The 16060-nt window shown below is 67.6% G+C and carries 17 protein-coding genes and 1 pseudogene; 7 read left to right on the plus strand and 11 right to left on the minus strand.

The window, feature by feature from the left end; all coding sequences use genetic code 11:
- Nucleotides 1-12 precede the first annotated feature (12 nt).
- A complete protein-coding gene (locus DL519_RS22190) occupies nucleotides 13-3495 on the plus strand; it encodes an indolepyruvate ferredoxin oxidoreductase family protein (protein ID WP_397544967.1) in 3483 nt (1160 codons plus the stop codon).
- A gap of 130 nt (nucleotides 3496-3625) precedes the next feature.
- Here DL519_RS22190 and DL519_RS22195 read toward each other — a convergent pair whose 3' ends face one another.
- Together DL519_RS22195 and DL519_RS22200 are read right to left on the minus strand one after the other, a co-directional pair.
- Nucleotides 3626-4084 (minus strand): GreA/GreB family elongation factor, encoded by a 459-nt coding sequence (locus DL519_RS22195; protein ID WP_190817636.1) that lies wholly within the window; start codon nucleotides 4082-4084, stop codon nucleotides 3626-3628.
- 97 nt (nucleotides 4085-4181) lie between these two features.
- Nucleotides 4182-4913, minus strand: coding sequence for a Clp protease N-terminal domain-containing protein (locus tag DL519_RS22200; protein WP_190817638.1), 732 nt, complete (start codon nucleotides 4911-4913; stop codon nucleotides 4182-4184).
- A gap of 211 nt (nucleotides 4914-5124) precedes the next feature.
- Here DL519_RS22200 and DL519_RS22205 point away from each other — a divergent pair, with 211 nt between their 5' ends.
- Nucleotides 5125-5481, plus strand: coding sequence for a hypothetical protein (locus tag DL519_RS22205; RefSeq protein ID WP_223839385.1), 357 nt, complete (start codon nucleotides 5125-5127; stop codon nucleotides 5479-5481).
- A gap of 69 nt (nucleotides 5482-5550) precedes the next feature.
- Here the strand turns inward: DL519_RS22205 and DL519_RS22210 are convergent, their stop codons facing one another.
- Nucleotides 5551-5874, minus strand: coding sequence for a DUF3558 family protein (locus DL519_RS22210; RefSeq protein WP_223839387.1), 324 nt, complete (start codon nucleotides 5872-5874; stop codon nucleotides 5551-5553).
- Between the two features lie 198 nt (nucleotides 5875-6072).
- Between DL519_RS22210 and DL519_RS22215 the strand changes: the two genes are divergently transcribed.
- Nucleotides 6073-6369: a hypothetical protein gene (locus DL519_RS22215; protein ID WP_190817642.1), complete on the plus strand. Its 297-nt coding sequence runs from the start codon at nucleotides 6073-6075 to the stop codon at nucleotides 6367-6369.
- Between the two features lie 163 nt (nucleotides 6370-6532).
- Here the strand turns inward: DL519_RS22215 and DL519_RS22220 are convergent, their stop codons facing one another.
- Complete coding sequence (locus DL519_RS22220; RefSeq protein ID WP_263399824.1) at nucleotides 6533-7462, minus strand: RNA-guided endonuclease InsQ/TnpB family protein; 930 nt, start codon at nucleotides 7460-7462, stop codon at nucleotides 6533-6535.
- Entirely contained in the window at nucleotides 7383-7667 is a 285-nt protein-coding gene (locus DL519_RS47005; RefSeq protein WP_223839391.1) for a hypothetical protein, read from the minus strand. Before DL519_RS47005 ends, DL519_RS22220 begins: the two co-directional genes overlap by 80 nt.
- Nucleotides 7668-7963: 296 nt before the next feature.
- Between DL519_RS47005 and DL519_RS47010 the strand changes: the two genes are divergently transcribed.
- Complete coding sequence (locus DL519_RS47010; protein ID WP_223839393.1) at nucleotides 7964-9139, plus strand: hypothetical protein; 1176 nt, start codon at nucleotides 7964-7966, stop codon at nucleotides 9137-9139.
- A 26-nt stretch (nucleotides 9140-9165) separates the two neighbouring features.
- Here DL519_RS47010 and DL519_RS50255 read toward each other — a convergent pair.
- The 3 genes and pseudogenes from DL519_RS50255 to DL519_RS22235 form a co-directional block, all read right to left on the minus strand.
- A pseudogene (locus tag DL519_RS50255) lies at nucleotides 9166-9483 on the minus strand (hypothetical protein); the annotation flags it as partial.
- Nucleotides 9484-9774: 291 nt separating this feature from the next.
- A complete protein-coding gene (locus DL519_RS22230; protein ID WP_190817647.1) occupies nucleotides 9775-9915 on the minus strand; it encodes a hypothetical protein in 141 nt (46 codons plus the stop codon).
- A gap of 196 nt (nucleotides 9916-10111) precedes the next feature.
- On the minus strand, nucleotides 10112-10279 hold the full coding sequence (locus DL519_RS22235) for a hypothetical protein (RefSeq protein ID WP_190817649.1): 168 nt from the start codon (nucleotides 10277-10279) through the stop codon (nucleotides 10112-10114).
- A gap of 225 nt (nucleotides 10280-10504) precedes the next feature.
- Between DL519_RS22235 and DL519_RS48865 the strand changes: the two genes are divergently transcribed.
- Nucleotides 10505-10768 carry a hypothetical protein gene (locus tag DL519_RS48865; protein WP_263399687.1) on the plus strand — a complete coding sequence of 88 codons (264 nt, stop codon included), beginning with the start codon at nucleotides 10505-10507 and terminating at the stop codon, nucleotides 10766-10768.
- Nucleotides 10765-12885, plus strand: a complete 2121-nt coding sequence (locus DL519_RS22240; protein WP_263399688.1) for a GH92 family glycosyl hydrolase — start codon at nucleotides 10765-10767, stop codon at nucleotides 12883-12885. The genes DL519_RS48865 and DL519_RS22240 overlap by 4 nt, the downstream gene beginning before the upstream one ends.
- A 262-nt stretch (nucleotides 12886-13147) precedes the next feature.
- Here DL519_RS22240 and DL519_RS22245 read toward each other — a convergent pair whose 3' ends face one another.
- The 3 genes from DL519_RS22245 to DL519_RS22255 form a co-directional block, all read right to left on the minus strand.
- Nucleotides 13148-13297: a hypothetical protein gene (locus DL519_RS22245; RefSeq protein WP_190817651.1), complete on the minus strand. Its 150-nt coding sequence runs from the start codon at nucleotides 13295-13297 to the stop codon at nucleotides 13148-13150.
- Nucleotides 13298-13371: 74 nt separating this feature from the next.
- Nucleotides 13372-13599 carry a hypothetical protein gene (locus DL519_RS22250; RefSeq protein ID WP_190817653.1) on the minus strand — a complete coding sequence of 76 codons (228 nt, stop codon included), beginning with the start codon at nucleotides 13597-13599 and terminating at the stop codon, nucleotides 13372-13374.
- Nucleotides 13600-13755: 156 nt separating this feature from the next.
- Nucleotides 13756-14430, minus strand: coding sequence for a hypothetical protein (locus DL519_RS22255; protein WP_190817655.1), 675 nt, complete (start codon nucleotides 14428-14430; stop codon nucleotides 13756-13758).
- 344 nt (nucleotides 14431-14774) lie between these two features.
- Between DL519_RS22255 and DL519_RS22260 the strand changes: the two genes are divergently transcribed.
- The gene (locus DL519_RS22260) at nucleotides 14775-15977 is read left to right on the plus strand and encodes a mandelate racemase/muconate lactonizing enzyme family protein (protein WP_190817657.1); all 1203 of its coding nucleotides are present in this window, start codon (nucleotides 14775-14777) and stop codon (nucleotides 15975-15977) included.
- Nucleotides 15978-16060 lie beyond the last annotated feature (83 nt).

Below are 16060 nucleotides of genomic sequence, written 5' to 3' on the forward strand. Positions count from 1 at the left end.
ACTTCGGTTGAAGTGGCGTCGATCACGACCCGCGGGTCCGCGACAAAGGAGTTCGACATGGCCGCCTACACCCTGGACGACCGCTACCTCCAGGAATCGGGCACCGTCTACGTGACCGGGGTGCAGGCCCTGGTGCGGCTGTTGTTCGACCGGATCCGCCACGACCGCCGCGCCGGGTACCGCACCGCGGCTTTCGTCTCCGGCTACGAGGGCTCGCCGCTGGCCGGGTTCGACCTGGAGCTGGCCCGCCGCTCGAAGCTGCTCGCCGATCACGACGTGGTCCACCGGCCGGGCCTGAACGAGGAGCTGGCCGCGACGTCGGTGATGGGCAGCCAGCTCACCGAAGGCCTCGGCACGCAGCGCCCGGACGGGGTGGTGGGCGTCTGGTACGGCAAGGCACCGGGCCTGGACCGGGCCAGCGACGCGCTGCGCCACGCCAATCTCGCGGGCGCGAACCCGCGCGGCGGCGCGGTCGCGCTCGTCGGCGACGACCCGAACGCGAAGTCCTCGACGGTTCCGGCGGCCTCGGAGGCGGCGCTCGCGGACCTGGCGATGCCGGTGTTCTTCCCGGCGGACTCGCAGGACCTGCTCGATTTCGGGCTGCACGCGGTGGAGCTGTCGCGGGCCAGCGGATTGTGGACGTCGCTGAAGGTCGTCGCCAACGTGGCGGATGCGGCCGGAACAGCGGTTGTGGCGCCGACCTGGACCGCACCCGCGATCCCGGCCGAGTTGAAGCCGTACTCGCACCGCCCCAGCGCCCGCCTGCTCGGCGCCGAGCTCGCTGTGTTGGAGCACAGTCTGCACAACCTCCGTCTGCCGCTGGCGGTCGAGTACCTCCGGCGCAGTGGCGTCAACCAGGTGGTGCGCTCGGGCCCGGCGGACCGGATCGGCATCGTGGCGGCCGGGAAGTCCTATTTGGACATCCGGCAGGCGCTGCGCGCGCTCGGCCTCGACGACGCGGACCTGGCCCGGTACGGGATCCGGCTGCTCAAGCTCGGCGCGATCTACCCGCTCGACCCGCAGCTGGTCCGGGACTTCGCGACCGGTTTGAGCGAGATCGTGGTGGTCGAGGAGAAGCGCTCGTTCCTCGAAACGGCGATCAAGGAGATCCTCTACGGCCGCCCAGACGCCCCGGCCGTCCACGGCAAGAAGGGGCCGGACGGCGGCACCCTGTTCACCGAGCTCGGCGAGCTCGACCCGGACCGCATCGCCAAGGGTCTGGCCGGGCGCCTGACCGCGCACGGCGAGGTGGAGCCGATCAACGCCTGGCGGCAGCGCCGCCGCCGCGAACGCATCGCCGTGCCGCTGCTGGCGCGCACGCCGTACTTTTGCTCGGGCTGCCCGCACAACTCGTCGACGAAGGTGCCGGAAGGGACCGTGGTGGGCGCCGGGATCGGCTGCCACACGATGGCGCTGTTCATGGACGCCGACCAGGTCGGCGACGTCGTCGGCATCACGCAAATGGGCGGCGAGGGCACCCAGTGGATCGGCATGTCGCCGTTCGTCGGCACCGAGCACTTCGTGCAGAACATCGGCGACGGCACTTTCACGCACTCCGGCAGCCTCGCCGTCCGCGCGACCGTCGCCGCCGGGGTCAACATCACCTACAAGCTGCTGCACAACTCGGCGGTGGCGATGACCGGCGGCCAGGACGCGGTCGGGGCGCTTCCGCTGGCGCGGCTGGCGGAAGCGCTGCTGCTGGAAGGCGTCGCCAAGGTCATCGTCACCAGCGACGCGCCAAAGCGGTTGAACGGCAAGCTGCCCCGGGGCGTCGAGATCCGGCACCGCGATGATCTGCTGCGCGTGCAGGAAGAACTGGCCGCTGTCCCCGGCGTCACGGTGCTCATCCACGACCAGGAATGCGCGGCCGAGAAGCGTCGCAAGCGCCGCCGGGGCAAGCAGCCCACGCCGGCGCAGAAGGTGCTGATCAACGAGCGGGTGTGCGAGGGCTGCGGGGATTGCGGCGCCAAGTCCAACTGCCTGTCCGTGCAGCCCACCGCCACCGAGTTCGGCCGAAAGACGCAGATCCACCAGTCCTCGTGCAACGTCGACTACTCCTGTCTGGCCGGCGACTGCCCGTCGTTTTTGACCGTGGTGCCCAGCGGCCGCACGGCCCGCCGCGAGATCAGCGAGGTCAGCACCGGCGAACTGCCCGAGCCGGAGCGCGGCGCGGGCGACTTCACCGTCCGCATCACCGGCATCGGCGGCACCGGCGTCGTCACCGTCACGCAGATCCTCGCGACGGCGGCGGTGATCGACGGCCGGCAGGTACGCACGCTCGACCAGATCGGCCTCGCGCAGAAGGGCGGCGCTGTCGTCTCCGATCTCAAGATCACGGCGGAACCCGTTGCGCAGGCGCCGAAACTGGCCGCCGGCGAATGCGACCTGTACCTGGGTTGCGACCTGCTGGTATCGGCCGACCCGGTGCACCTCGCCGCGGCCGATGCCGGCCGGACGACGGCGGTGGTGTCCACCACCGAGGTCCCGACCGGCCGGATGGTCGTGGACACCGCCGTCTCGTTCCCGGTGCAGTCGGGCATCCGGTCCGCCCTCGACGACGCGACCGCGCGGACGTTCTACCTGGATGCGCGCGGCCTCGCCGAGCAGCTGTTCGACGACGACCAGTTCGCCAACATCCTGCAGCTGGGCGCGGCGTACCAGGCCGGTTCGCTGCAGCTGTCGGCGGAGAGCATCGAGCGGGCGATCGAGCTGAACGGAACTGCGGTGGCGGCCAACATCCAGGCGTTCCGCCGCGGCCGCCAGGCGATCGCGGACCCCGACGCGCTGCAGGCCGAGATCACTCCGCCGCCGGCGAAGCCCCGCGAGCCCAGCGCCGCGGCGCGCCGGGTGCGGGCGCTGGTCAGGGCCGCAGAGGGCTCGGAACTGGCGCGGCTGCTGGACATCCGGATCCCGGACCTCGTCGACTACCACGACGAGGACTACGCGCGGACGTACGCGGAGTTCGTCGAGGAGGTGCGCGGGCGCGGAGTCGATGCGGTGACCGAAGCGGTGGCACGCAACCTCTACAAGCTGATGGCCTACAAGGACGAGTACGAGGTCGCCCGGCTCTCGCTCGACGAGAAGCTGCTGGCCGACGTCGAAGCCCAGTTCGGCGCGGGCTCCCGGTTCGCCTTCCGGCTGCACCCGCCGGTGCTGCGCGCGCTCGGCATGAACCGGAAGATCAGCCTCGGCCCCTGGTTCCGCCACGTGCTGCGCCTGCTGCGCGCGGCGCGGAAGGTCCGCGGCACCCGCCTGGACCCGTTCGGCTACGCCAAGGTCCGCCGCGTCGAGCGAGAACTGATCGACGAGTACCGGAAGATGATCGCGGAGGCGCTGGCAACGCCGGACCACCCGGCGCTGCTGGAACTCGCGGAGCTCCCGGACATGGTCCGCGGCTACGAGGAGATCAAGCTCGCGAACGTCACGGCCTACCGCGAACGCCAGTCGGAACTGCGGAAGTCCCTGGAGGCCAGGCCGGTAGGCGCCGCATCGTGAGAAGGGGAGTCTCCTGCCCGGCAGGAGACTCCCCCGATTCCGCAGTGGCGCTGCCCAGCGCATCGGGCGCGCCGCTGCGGTGGCGGAAGCCCACTCACGACTGTCCACGATGGCAAGTCGGCGGAGCAGGTCAGCTCGGCGGCCGGATGCTGATCACCTCGACCCGGGTTTTGCCTTCCGGGGTCGGGAAATCGACCGTCTCCCCCGGGTGGCTGCCGGCCAGCGCCAGCCCCAGCGGACTGTCGGAGGTCAGCGAGGTGTCCTCCTCGCCCGGCGCGATCTCCTCCGGGATGGCCACCACCCGGAAGTCCTGCGTCGTGCCGTCGGGCTGCCGCAGGCTCACTTCGGTACCGGGCGCCAGTCCTCCGACGTCGGGCTGCCCACCGGCCAGCAGCCCCTCCAGCTCGGCGATGCGGTCGTCGATCGCGACGAGCTCATCGCCGCCCTGCACCTCCTGCGCGGCGTCGCCGCGGTCCCCGGGGTCGTCGCTCTGCCTCAACTCGTCGACCAGCTGCTGCCGCCGCGCGCGCAACGTGCGGATCTCCTCGGTCAACCGAGCCCGACCCACCGCCGATTCCTCGCCACCCATGACCCGATCCTTCCGCCCGGAGACGACCGCCTACCGCCTGCATCTTCAGCGGATGCCCGAGCCGGGGCGACACGAAACCGGCGGCTGGGCCGGTGGATCATTTCTTCATCTGGGCAACGACGGCGGCGAGCGCGGCGGTGATGCTGGCCTCAGCGGCGGCCTTGTCGATGCCGAGCCCGGAGAGGACGCCGTTGCCGTCCTCGTTTTCCAGCAGCGCGAGCAGGATGTGCTCGGTGCCGATGTAGTTGTGGCCGAGCCGCAGGGCCTCGCGGAAGGTGAGCTCCAGCGCCTTCCGCGCCGACCCGTCGAACGGGAGGATCTGCGGCGCCTCGTCGGCCGCAGGCGGCAGCGCGGCGGTAACGGCCGCCCGGACGGCCTCCAGCGTCACCCCTTGCGCGACGATCACCTGCGCGGCGATCCCATCGGGCTCGCCGAGCAGCCCCAGCACCAGGTGCTCGGGCAGGATCTCGACGTTGCCCGCGTCGCGCGCCGCGTTCTGCGCCAGCACCACGACGTTGCGGGCCCGAGGGGTGAACCGGCCGAATCCCTGGCTGGGGTCGAAACCCGCTGCGTGGCCCTTCGGCACGAACCGCTTCTGCGCGGCCTGCTTCGAGACGCCCATGCTCTTCCCGATCTCGGTCCAGGAAGCGCCTGAACGCCGGGCCTGGTCGACGAAGTGCCCGATCAGGTGGTCCGCGACCTCCCCGAGGTGCTCGGCCGCGATGACGGCGTCGGTGAGCTGGTCGAGGGCGTCGCCGTGCGCCTTCTTGATGGACTGGATCAGGTCGTCGAGCCGAACCTGACCGGAGAACTCAACTGAATCAGCCATGCGTCAACCATAAGTTGACGCATGCATGTCGTCAACCCTAAGTTGACGATCACTCGGGTAGTCGCTGCCGAAGAGCCCGAGCGAACGACAGGGCCGCCGCATCGACCTCCTCCTCCCCGGCGGCCGCCCGGAGCCACGCGGCGAGCGGCTCCACGAGAGCGGGCGAAAGAGCGGCGATCCACCGAGCACTACCGGCCCGAGCCTCGGCAACGTGCTCGGTAGCCCCACCCTCGAAGTGAGCGACAACCTCCGGCCGGGTGGCGAGCAACCCCCCAACCCGCCAATCGCCACGCGTCGAAACGGCGGCAAGCCGCTCAAGCGACTCGGCCGCCCCCACCAGTTCATCCCGCCGACCCACATCCACTACCACATCATCCGGCCAACGCCCCGGGCCGCGGCGGCCGCACTCGCGGTCCTGCGTTCAGACCTCGTCGTCGGAGCCGAAGGGGAGAGGCAGCTGACCACCGTCAAGAGCGATCAGCGGCACGACGTTGCGGTCCTGACTCAAGCAGCGAGCGCAGTCAACCGGCTGGTGAAAGTTACTGCCCGAGAAATGTGGCCGCAGTAGGGTTCGAACCTATGCCCCGGGCAAGTACTCTTCCGCCCACGCACGAATCCTGGACGCTCGACTCCGTCGCTACCTCGGCATCCGAGGCGCAACAACTTCAGCGATCTTCACCGCTTCAGCGCACTCGTCAAGCCCCTGATCGGTCTCCTCCCGCAAGGTGATGATGATCGAGCCCTCACCCGCGTCGAACCTCGCCGAACAGATCCGTGCCTGGACGGAGCCCTTGTCCACTGTCACCACTGCGGGCCTACCATCGACCTCAGTGCGATCGAACCTCACCGAGATCTGCTGGGCCAGCTGATCGTTCTCCTGCCTGATCGCGCTCAGCGCCGCACCGGCACCGCCGAAACCAACAGCCGCCCCCAGGTCTCCCGATAAGTGTGTGTCCGCCACCCCACGCCCCTCCGGCACGGATCGATCAACCGAGGGGGACCCTGACGAACCGGACAGCCTGCCGCGAGGAAACCTGAAAAGAGATCACATGATGCTCGCCATATCATCCGTTCAGCCGCTGGATTTGCCCGAACAGCCCGAAGCCCCGAGTCGGGGCTGTTATCGTCGCAGGAACCTCTAGCCGAAGGGCGATTTGCGATGATCGGCATGCATCCCGAGATTCCGCCTGACGGCGAACGCGATCACAGTCTGCTGATCAGCGAGGCACAGCAGCAGCACATGCTCGTCACAATCGTCGAAATCGAGCATGACATCCGCAGAGAGCTACTCCTCATCGTCGGGGACACTCCCACCCACCGCGCTGCCGTAGAGGCGGACCTCGCCGAAATCTGCCAACTAGCCGCCCAAGCCTGCCGCGCCGTCCGTAACGCGGTCACCGTCGAAGAACGAATCGCCCACCTCGACTTCGAAATCGACGACCAGCACGAGCGCTGACGCAGCAAATGTCAAGCGGCCAGTCGACCGCGCTTGATGCTGTCGGTGAAAGCGTAAACAGCTCGGCCCTTAAGGACCGAGCAATTAAGCGGCTCGGTCCGTAGGGGCTTTGCTTGCGCTCCCGTCTCGCCGCTGGCTGTGATGAGACGGGTCGCATACACACCTAGCCGGTGTGATCGGGCATGTTTACAAATACCCACGCCGAGCGTGCGCGGTCGCGCACGTTGACCCCAGCGACGACGTCAGCGGGTCCAGCGAGACCACACCGACGACAAGAGAAATCGTCCCGATTGGGCCTGTTGGCCCGCTCGGTGTGACCGCACAGCGGGCAGTGCTGCGAGGTGTAGTGCGCGTCCACCTCGATCACGGGAACGCCTACACGCCGGGCTTTGTAGGCGATGTAGTCCCCGAGCTGGGCGAACGGCCAGGAGGATTGCGTGGCCCGCTGGTCGCGTCGAACCGTGACCCGCTCGCGGATACCGCCGAGTTCTTCGAGGGCGATTCCGCGTTCGGTGCGTTGGGCGACGGCCACAACATCCCTCGCGATCGTATGGTTCATGTGCGCGGCGTGCCGCGCTTCCCGCTTCGCGCGCTTTTTCAGCAGGCGAGCAGCCGAACGGGTGTTTTTGGCCTGGATCTCTGCCTTCTTCTTAGCCTGCCAACGCCGGTAGCGAATCAGGCGGCGACCGGAATAGTTCGCGGCGTCGCTGGTGGTGGCCAGGTTGTTGATGCCCCGGTCCACCCCGATCCAGTCCACCGGCTCACACTGTGGTTCTTCGGGAACGTCGCAGGTGGCGATGATGAACCACTTGCCGTCCCGCGACAGCAGGTCCGACTCACCCTGCCGGTGATCCACCAGGGTTTTCAGGTCCCTTTCCGAGCCGGTGAACGTAACGTTCCTGATCCGCCCGTGCACGGTCCAGATCGACACCGTGCGCATATCGTATCTCCACGACAAGCACCGATCATCGTAGGTGTGCGCAGCATTCTCGCGGAACTCGACCGGCTTGGACTCAGGCCTGAACGCGACGTTTCGAACCCGGCTTACCAAGGTTGCCGTTGCGGATGTTCCCGCGCAGTGTGGTGTAGGCATCGACAACGCGTTTGATGACGTGCTGCGCGGCCTGGGCACCGAGACCACGGTCCTTGAGACCGGCGTAATGCAGCGACCGCAGTTGCTTGACCGAGCCCTTCAGCCCGTGGGCGCCGAAACCGGCCCGCGAAACGTCGTTCGCGGCCTTGTTGACCGCGTGCAGGGTCGTTTCCAGCGCCGACACCTGCTCCGGCGTCGGCAGCAACCTGACCTGCACAACAGTAGTGTCAGCTCGGACTTGGAGATCTCGCCGTCGAGGTCGGGGATGTTGAGCCAGCCGGCGGGGTCGACGAAGCGTTGCCGAGTCAGCGGGCCGACGTGGGGTGCGTGCTCGGCGACGCCCGCGGCCGCGAGCTCGGACGTGGTGTCGTCGAGAATCGACCCGGGGATGACTTCCACCCTGGGCATCAATTTCCCTTCCCCTGCAACGCGTTTTGCTGTTCGCCTGGGTTCACGGTGTCACCGGTGGAGGCGGCGGGGAACGGGCTCAGGACCGGGCTGGTGACGCCGAACGACATCTGGGCGAACCTGCCTGCGAGCGACGAATGGCCGGCGGATCTACTCGAGCTTCGATCCAGCATCTCCTACTCGAGCGCCATGCGGCTGACCGAAGGGCTGGTCGCCCTGCTCTATCCGGTCACGTTCGACTTGCACTCGTTCCGCATCCTGCTGGTCGTCGCGACCGGCCACGCTCCGGAGGAGCTGACGTCCCTGACCGAGGACGACGTCGACTTCGTGCCTGGCGGAGTGCGGCTGCGGTTGGTCAAGCATCGTGCGCACAAGGCCCGAACCCGCGAGTTCCGCGCCCAGCAGGATGAAACGGAGGTGATGCACTCCGACAAGGCGAGCACGAACGCCAATGAGCTTCTCCGCACGCTGATGGACGTCATGGCCGACACCCGGGCTCGGTCCACGGCCCGGTCGCCGCACCTGTTCACCAGCGCCGAGAACACGCTGCCCAAGGGCCAGCTTCCGGGCGGCGAGCTGATCTTCGAACCATTCGAGACACAGCGTCGTGGCAGCGGCTTCTCTTTGTGGATCAGTGCGTCAACGGCAGCGGGTTATCCGCCCACAGCCGGGACGCCCTTTGTCGCCGCGGATGGCCTGGGCCCTGCTGCTATGTCGGATATGCGGCCCGTCCTGCATGGCTGTGCGGTCACTGTCTGTCGAGCCAGCACGGCAGGTTCCGACCGTATTCCGGTCGTACCCCTACTAACGCCCTACTGGAGCGCAACGCTTCCGATGGCACTCGTCGCTGCGGCAGCGTATGGGCTCATCGGATTCGTCGTCAGCGCGCCGCAGACGTACCGGATTCTGGGCCTGGGCGGTCAGGTATCGCTCGCGGTCGCGCGTGAGTCACCGTCGCCGACGCCGCGACAGTGTGAGGACGGCGTCCTGCGGCGCACCTACTGCTCGCGCAGAACCGGCCGCGGGCAGCGTGCGGCCCCAATCCGAACCCGATTAGGTCAGCACGTTACCCACGCGAAGGATCAGGATCAGCCGAGGAAGAAGTTGTCGTTCCGGATCATGAACTCTTGGCGGTCGTCGTCTTCCGACATCCCGCCAGCAGCCATTGCCTCGAAGTACGCCTCTCGTGGCCCTCCCGGCGCGAAAGTCAGCAACATCGAGGCGAAGTCCCCGCCCTTGAAGGCGTGGATACCACCTTCCGGCACATAGAAGTAGTCACCGGGACGGCCGGTTACCCACGTACTGCCGTCGTAGAGCTTAATCTCGCCGGACAGGACATAAAATTGTTCGCTGATGGAACGGTGGAAATGTGCTTCCGGTCCGGTTTCGTTTTCGCCGAACGTCCATCGGTACAGGCCGAATCGGCCGTTGGTATCAGAGGATGTGGCTATGAACTCGCACTTCTCACCGCCGCCCATGGTCAGATCCGGCGGTGTCGAGTTCGGCCGCATCCATGCGCTGATTTCGCCGCTGTTGCCGCGGTAGATGTCCGGCGGATAGTGCCGAACGTTCTGGCGGCCCTTCGTCGTGCGGACATCCTTCGGCAAGCTCATGGTCTCCCGCTCCTCTCCTCCTGGGACTCTATGCACTGGCGCATCGCCGGGCTGGCGAGCCCGAAGGGCGTCCCGGTAGCTTTCGCGCAGCAGACAACGTTTTAACGCCTGACCTGCGATTATGCGGCTGTCCGGTGCTGTGATGACTTTACTGCTTGGCCCCCGGCGAGCCTGGCTGTTGTGGTGCTGGCCGTAGGTTGCCGCCCGTGAGGGGTCCTGCCCACGCACACCCCGGCGCCGCGCACCAGCCCGGAACCCAACGGGCACAAGCCCGCGTGTCCACCGGGGTGATCACTTGCCGACCAGGTTCAACGGGATTTCCTCGTCGCCGTCCCACACACGCAGCGTGTCGCGATGCTTGTTGGCTTTCGCAACGGGAACCCAGAACCGCCCGGTGGGCTCCTCGTCGTTGTCGAGGTCGTCCTCGGGCACGTCGATGCTGACGCGAATGGCAGCAAACCGGGCAGCACTGCGGCGTGATGCCGCGCTGGTCGCGGGGCTTAGAGCTCGCCGAGCTCGTCTCGGTCGTGTTCATCGGCGGCCAGGATCGCTTCGTAGGCGGCGGGGTTCCACCAGCGGGCGAGGGCGGTGTCGAAATGATGGCCCCGCTGCTCCCGCTACCTTGAAGTCACCGCAGGGTCACCGCGCTCCTACGCTCCTCCGGGCTCACAGTGTTCGTCGCAGTGCACGACGCCAATCTCGCCACGAGCACCTGCGGCAGGCGTTGCTGGTCCAACCGGAGGTCCAGACACGCGCCCTCGGCAAAGACCACCCACGCCTGCCGCAACCGCGACACCGATGGCCACCTACTCACAGGACAAAGAACCCCAGCTGGGGATACCGCCGACTAGCTGGCTCACTGCACGTCGAGGCGACCGTGGGGCGGACGAGCAGGAGGGAGGTACTGCGCGTTTTCTACCCGTCCTGCCGGCCCACCGGCGTGCTCGGAACTCGTCCAGCAATCACCGTGCGGTTTCGTGGAATTCACGTTCCGGCCAATGCGGTCGCATGAGATCATGGGGTGATCCGCTCCCTGCTTGTGGCGGCGCTCGTCGCCACGCTCCTGCCCGCGACCGCGGAGGCCGTGCCTGCCAAGGTCACCGATCCCGTCCGCTACGTCGACCCCTTGATCGGGTCCGCCAACGGCGGTAACACGTTTCCCGGCGCGGTCCGGCCCTTCGGGATGATCTCGTGGAGCCCGACCAACACGGCCGGTGACCAGACCAACGCCGCCGGCGCCAACGGCTACTCCTACAACACCCCCGCACGCGCGGTTTCGCGTTGACGCACGTCAATGGTGCCGGTTGCCATCCGGGCGCGGCCGGAGACGTGCCGATCATGCCCTTCGTCGGCGAGGTGACGTCGTCGCCGACTGCGGACACGACCGACGCGATCTACGCAAGCGACTTCAGCCACGACAACGAATCCGCGCAGCCCGGCCGCTACACCGTCGCGCTCGACTCCGGCGCGCGCGCCGATCTCTCAGTCACCACCCGGGCCGGTGTCGGCGAGTTCAGCTATCCCCGCGGGTCCGCGGCCAGCTTGCTGTTCCGGGTCTCCAACTCGCTCAACGGCAGCGAGGACGCTGATATCACGATCGACCCGGCCACCCGCACGGTCACAGGTTCCGTGCTGACCGGCGCGTTTTGCGGGCGCCGGGCCAACGGCGGCGAGAACAACCGCAAGACCTACTACCGGCTCTACTTCGTGGCTTCGTTCGACCGGGCCTTCGCGAGCACCGGCACGTGGGTCAACGACCAGCTGCGCCCGGACACCACGACGGCGAGCGGCGGCGAGGGCTACCTGACCGGTGCCAACCGCGCGGGGCGCGGTTCGGGTGGCTATGTCACCTTCGACACCGCCTCCGACACGGACGTGCAAATGCGCGTCGGCATCTCCTACACGAGCCTCGACGCGGCGCGGAAGAACCTCGCGAGCGAGGTGAAACCGAACGACGACGTGGAATCCGTGGCCACCGACGCCCGGCGGGAGTGGAACAAACAGCTGCGATCCATCGAGGTCGCCGGTGGCACGGCCGATCAGCTCACGACGTTCCACACAGCGCTGTACCACTCCTTCCTCCAGCCGAACATCGCCAGCGACGTCGACGGCACCTACCTCGGCAGCGACAGGCAGGTGCACCGGCTCGCACCCGGCCAGCGCGCGCAGTACAGCAACTTCTCCGGCTGGGACCAGTACCGCGCGCACACCCAGCTGCTCGCGCTGCTCGAACCGGGAATCGCTGGCGATTACGCGCAGTCGCTCTACAACCTGGCGCAACAGAACGGCGGCGTCTGGGACCGCTGGATCCACATCAACGGCCCAACCCACGTCATGACCGGCGACCCGTCGGCGCCGACCCTGGCCGGTTTCTACGCACTCGGCGTCCGCAACTTCGACGTGCAAGGCGCCTTCGACTCGCTGTACCGGCAAGCCACCGTGCCCCATCCCTCCGGCCTGTCCGACGCCGGTTGCCCCGGCCAGTGCGAGGGACAGCGGCCGAACCTCGCCGAGTACCTGCGGCTCGGTTACGCGCCTCAGGACACCTGCCACTGCTGGGGCGGCGCGGCCGAGACGCTAGAGGAATCGACCGCGGACTTCGCACTCGCCGACTGGGCGCGGCGGCTCGGCCGCACCACCGAACACGACGCACTGATGCCGCGGGCTTCCTGGTGGCGCAACACCTTCAACCCCACGGCGACCCCGGAGGGCGGCTACCAGCAGGCGCGCCGGTCGGACGGCACCTGGGTCGAGCCGTTCTCACCGACCTCCGACCGCGGGTTCGCGCAGGGCACCAGCGCCACCTACACCTGGATGGTGCAGCACGACATGTCCGGGCTCGCGGAAGCGATGGGCGGCAACGACCGGGCCGCGGAACGGCTCGACGCGTTCTTCCACCGCCCGGACGGTTCGTGGGCGACCGGCCGCGACGGCTTCCGCTACGACCCGACAAACGAGCCGGGCATTCACACCCCATGGCTGTACAACGTGCTGGGCCAGCCGTGGAAAACGCAGGAAACCGTACGAGCGATGGCATCGCTCGTGTACAAGACCGGACCGGGCGGGCTGCCCGGCAACGACGACCTGGGCACGATGTCGGCCTGGTACATCTTCGCCGCCCTGGGAATGTACCCGCAAACCCCGAGCCGAGCCGAGATGCTGCTATCGAGCCCAATGTTCCCGAAAGCCTGGATCAAGCGGAACGGCGGCCCAACGATCACCGTCACCGCTCCACAGGCATCCCCGACCAACATCTACGTGCAAAGCGTGCAAGTCGACGGCCACGACCACCCGCAATCCTGGCTCCCCGAATCCGCGCTGAACCACGGCGGCGACATCACGGTCACGCTCGACGCGACCCCGAACCACGCCTGGGGAACCGCACCGATCGACCCACGGTAACCGCCGCAGAGCTCCGACTCCGGCACGGAGCGGCCACAACGGCGCAGACAAGCAGGCATTTCCGGGCACCAGCCCAGGAAGCCGCGGAGCTCACGACTGGCGGCAACCCCACGATTCCGGGCAGGGCGGACACCACGCATTGGTGCCCGCCCTGCCCGGCAAACGCAGCCGCCTGGACGGCCGCGCCGAACATCGTGCTCGGCAACACGCTCGTCCTCAAGCACGCGCGGAACTGCCCGCAGTCAGCACTGGCGATCCAGGCCTAACCTCCTCCGTCTTGGTGAGAGCTGGTGGCGGGGTGTCGACGACGGTCGCTGAAGTCGGCGCCCTGGATCTCGTCGCGGATCCGGTCCCGGTCCCGGCCGGTCGCCGCCGAGTCGAACGCATCCATGAGGTTGTCGATCTGTGCCATGACTTCTCCTTTTTGATCCTGATAAGAGATGACCCGCGTGTTTCGGGCTTCCCCGCGGGTGATCGTGGTGCTGGTCAGTTCGCCTCAATGAACCGCTCGTCGATCTCCTGACCGTCGGCGTCCAGCAGACTTTCGGGGATCGGGCACGTGGCAGACGACAACGATGACGGCTGGTGGACGACGCGGCGCGCCTTGGAGGATCCGCTGCCGGTCTGGGTGTACCTGCCCTGGGTACTACCTCGCCCCACGACCGGCGTCCGCACCGATGTTCCGCTCCGAGTGCGGCTGGCCAGACTGGACACCAGCGTCACCGTGCCCGGCGAAGTGCTCGTCGGGCATCAGGCCTTCACCGGCGACTGGTGGGCATTGACTTGCTTCAAGATCAGCACCCGCTCCAGCCGCGCCAGCCTGACGCTGACACAGCTCGTCTCCGGACGCGCGGTGCGGATAGCGGTGAACTACGCCCGTCGCCCGGCTCGGCGACGGCCGAACAGCCGCAGCCTTCCCCGGCTCGCCTTTCCCTCGACAGTGACCCGCAACTGCTCCGCGTCGGCTTCCAGGAGCAGCCGATCGAGTTCAACGGGGGAACCGATGAGGTCGCGGTGGGCGTCGAGTAGGCACGCGCCGTAGCGCGGCGGGCGCAGCAGGTCCTCGACCCGCTCGGCGCGGGCGTAGCGCTTGACCGTGTTCAGCGCCCAGCCCAGCCGCCGGGGCGCACTCCAGCAGTCCACCCCTGGTCGAGGTGCTCGTGGACAGCGGCGAACCGCTCCCACGTACGCGTGGCCAACGCCGACGCGAACCTGCCTTGCCCGCCATCGCCAACCCGATGTGCTCCAACGCCTTGCGGCACAACGCAGCCCGGCGGCGGTCAAGCCGTCGACCTGCTCGGCGAACGTCCGAACAGGACAGTCGTTGTCGCCGCAGACGAACCACCGCACCTGCAATCGCAGCACCACCGGTTGGCCGGCCACCGAACCATCGGACAGCCGACGGTCATACCGGCTATGAACCCGCGTGACCGGCCGCCGCAGGACGGGCAGGCGTCGTCCTCCGCCTTGGCGCCAAACCAGCACGCCTGGCCCGGTCTGATCGATCCGCTCGGCCACCACGCCAGCCAAGTGCGGCAGCAACACGTCCAACCACTGATGATCACACGGCTGACCATGATCACAAACGCCTGATCCGACTGGATTCGAAAGGACAGTCCAACTCGAACACTGGTGCGTATGCGATCGGAGTGGAGATTTACACCAGGCGATCGGTGGCTGCGATTTTATTTGGATCGTGTTTCACCGACGTTTCGGATCAAGCATGCTGCAGATCTCCTGAACGGCCGTGAAGAAGAACTGTTCCAGACTCCCTTGCTGTGAGCTGGGACACGGGGCTACAAAGTGCACACCGCGCGGCGGTCGCCAATCGACCCACCGGAATATGTTGACCAACCGCGACAGCGCGGCGGAACGAAGGATGCGATGCGATGACTTGTAGCGACCTTACTGAAGCCGGACCGGATGCGCCGGTCGCGGGTTTCGGCGTCATGAGCCCCAAGATCGTCGGCCTCGACGTCTGGCACGTCCCGGTCAAACTACGCCGAGGGCACGTCATGTCCTTCGGTACCGCGGTGGTGGCCGATCTCGTCGTCGTCCGCGCAACCTCCGACGACGGAACTAGCGGCTGGGGCGAGGTGACCCTGCTCGGTGGGCCGCACTGGTCGGAGGAAAGCGCCGAATCCGTCGTCGCGACGCTCGCCAAGTATCTCCTGCCGCGGCTGGTCGGTCGCCCGATCCACTCCGCGTGCGGCCTTGTCGACGCACATGCCGATATCCGCGGCAACCGGTTCGCCAAGGCGGCGTTGGACATCGCACTCGCGGACCTCCGCGCTCGTACCCTCGGTATCCCGCTCGGCGCTCTGTGGGGCGGCCACCACCCTGGCACGGTACCGCTGAGCTGGAGCCTCGCAGGGCGCACCGTCGAGCAGGACATCGTTGAAGCGGCCGAGCGACGGGAAGCCGGATTCGGCATATTCAAGATCAAAGCTGGCGCTCTTCCGCTGCATGCCGAACTCGCCCGCGTCACGGCCATCCGAGAAGCGCTGGGACCCCACGTCTCGCTGCGGATCGACGCCAACCAGGGCTGGAGCCGCGCCCAAGCCGGCCGCGCGTTGCCAGTACTGGAGCAGCTCGACATCGCCTTCGTCGAACAACCCTTGGCCGCGGATGACATCGCCGGGATGGCCGCGCTGCAAACCGCGACCCGGATACCGATCGCCGCAGACGAGTCCCTGCAAACCCTCGCTGACGCGACGGCGCTCGCCGGCTCCGATGCTGCTCGTGTGTTCGTCTACAAGGTCGCCAAGCACGGCAGCCTGGAGCAGGCCCGCCACGTTGCCGCTGTAGCGGAAACATCGGGCATCGAGGGATACCTCGGATGCATGATCGAGAGCAGCATCGGAACTGCCGCCTACCTCGCGTTCGCAGGCTCCGGCATCCCGCTGTCCTACGGCTGCGAATTGTTCGGCCCGCAACTCCTGGTCGACGACCTCGCGCACGATGGCATCGCGTACGAGCGCGGCGCTGTCCTTCCTCCGCTCGGTCCAGGGCTCGGAATCGACGTCGACGAGGACAAGGTCCGCGCCCTCGCACACACCCATCACCACGTCGACAAAAAGGCGCTCGAGTAAAACCCGTTCGCCCCGTTCCCGACAGATCGGAAGGGGCCATGGCAGCACCCACTCGCCGCCACCACTCAACAGAACTCAACCTC

It is taken from the genome of Saccharopolyspora pogona (genome assembly GCF_014697215.1).
GTDB lineage: Bacteria > Actinomycetota > Actinomycetes > Mycobacteriales > Pseudonocardiaceae > Saccharopolyspora > Saccharopolyspora hattusasensis.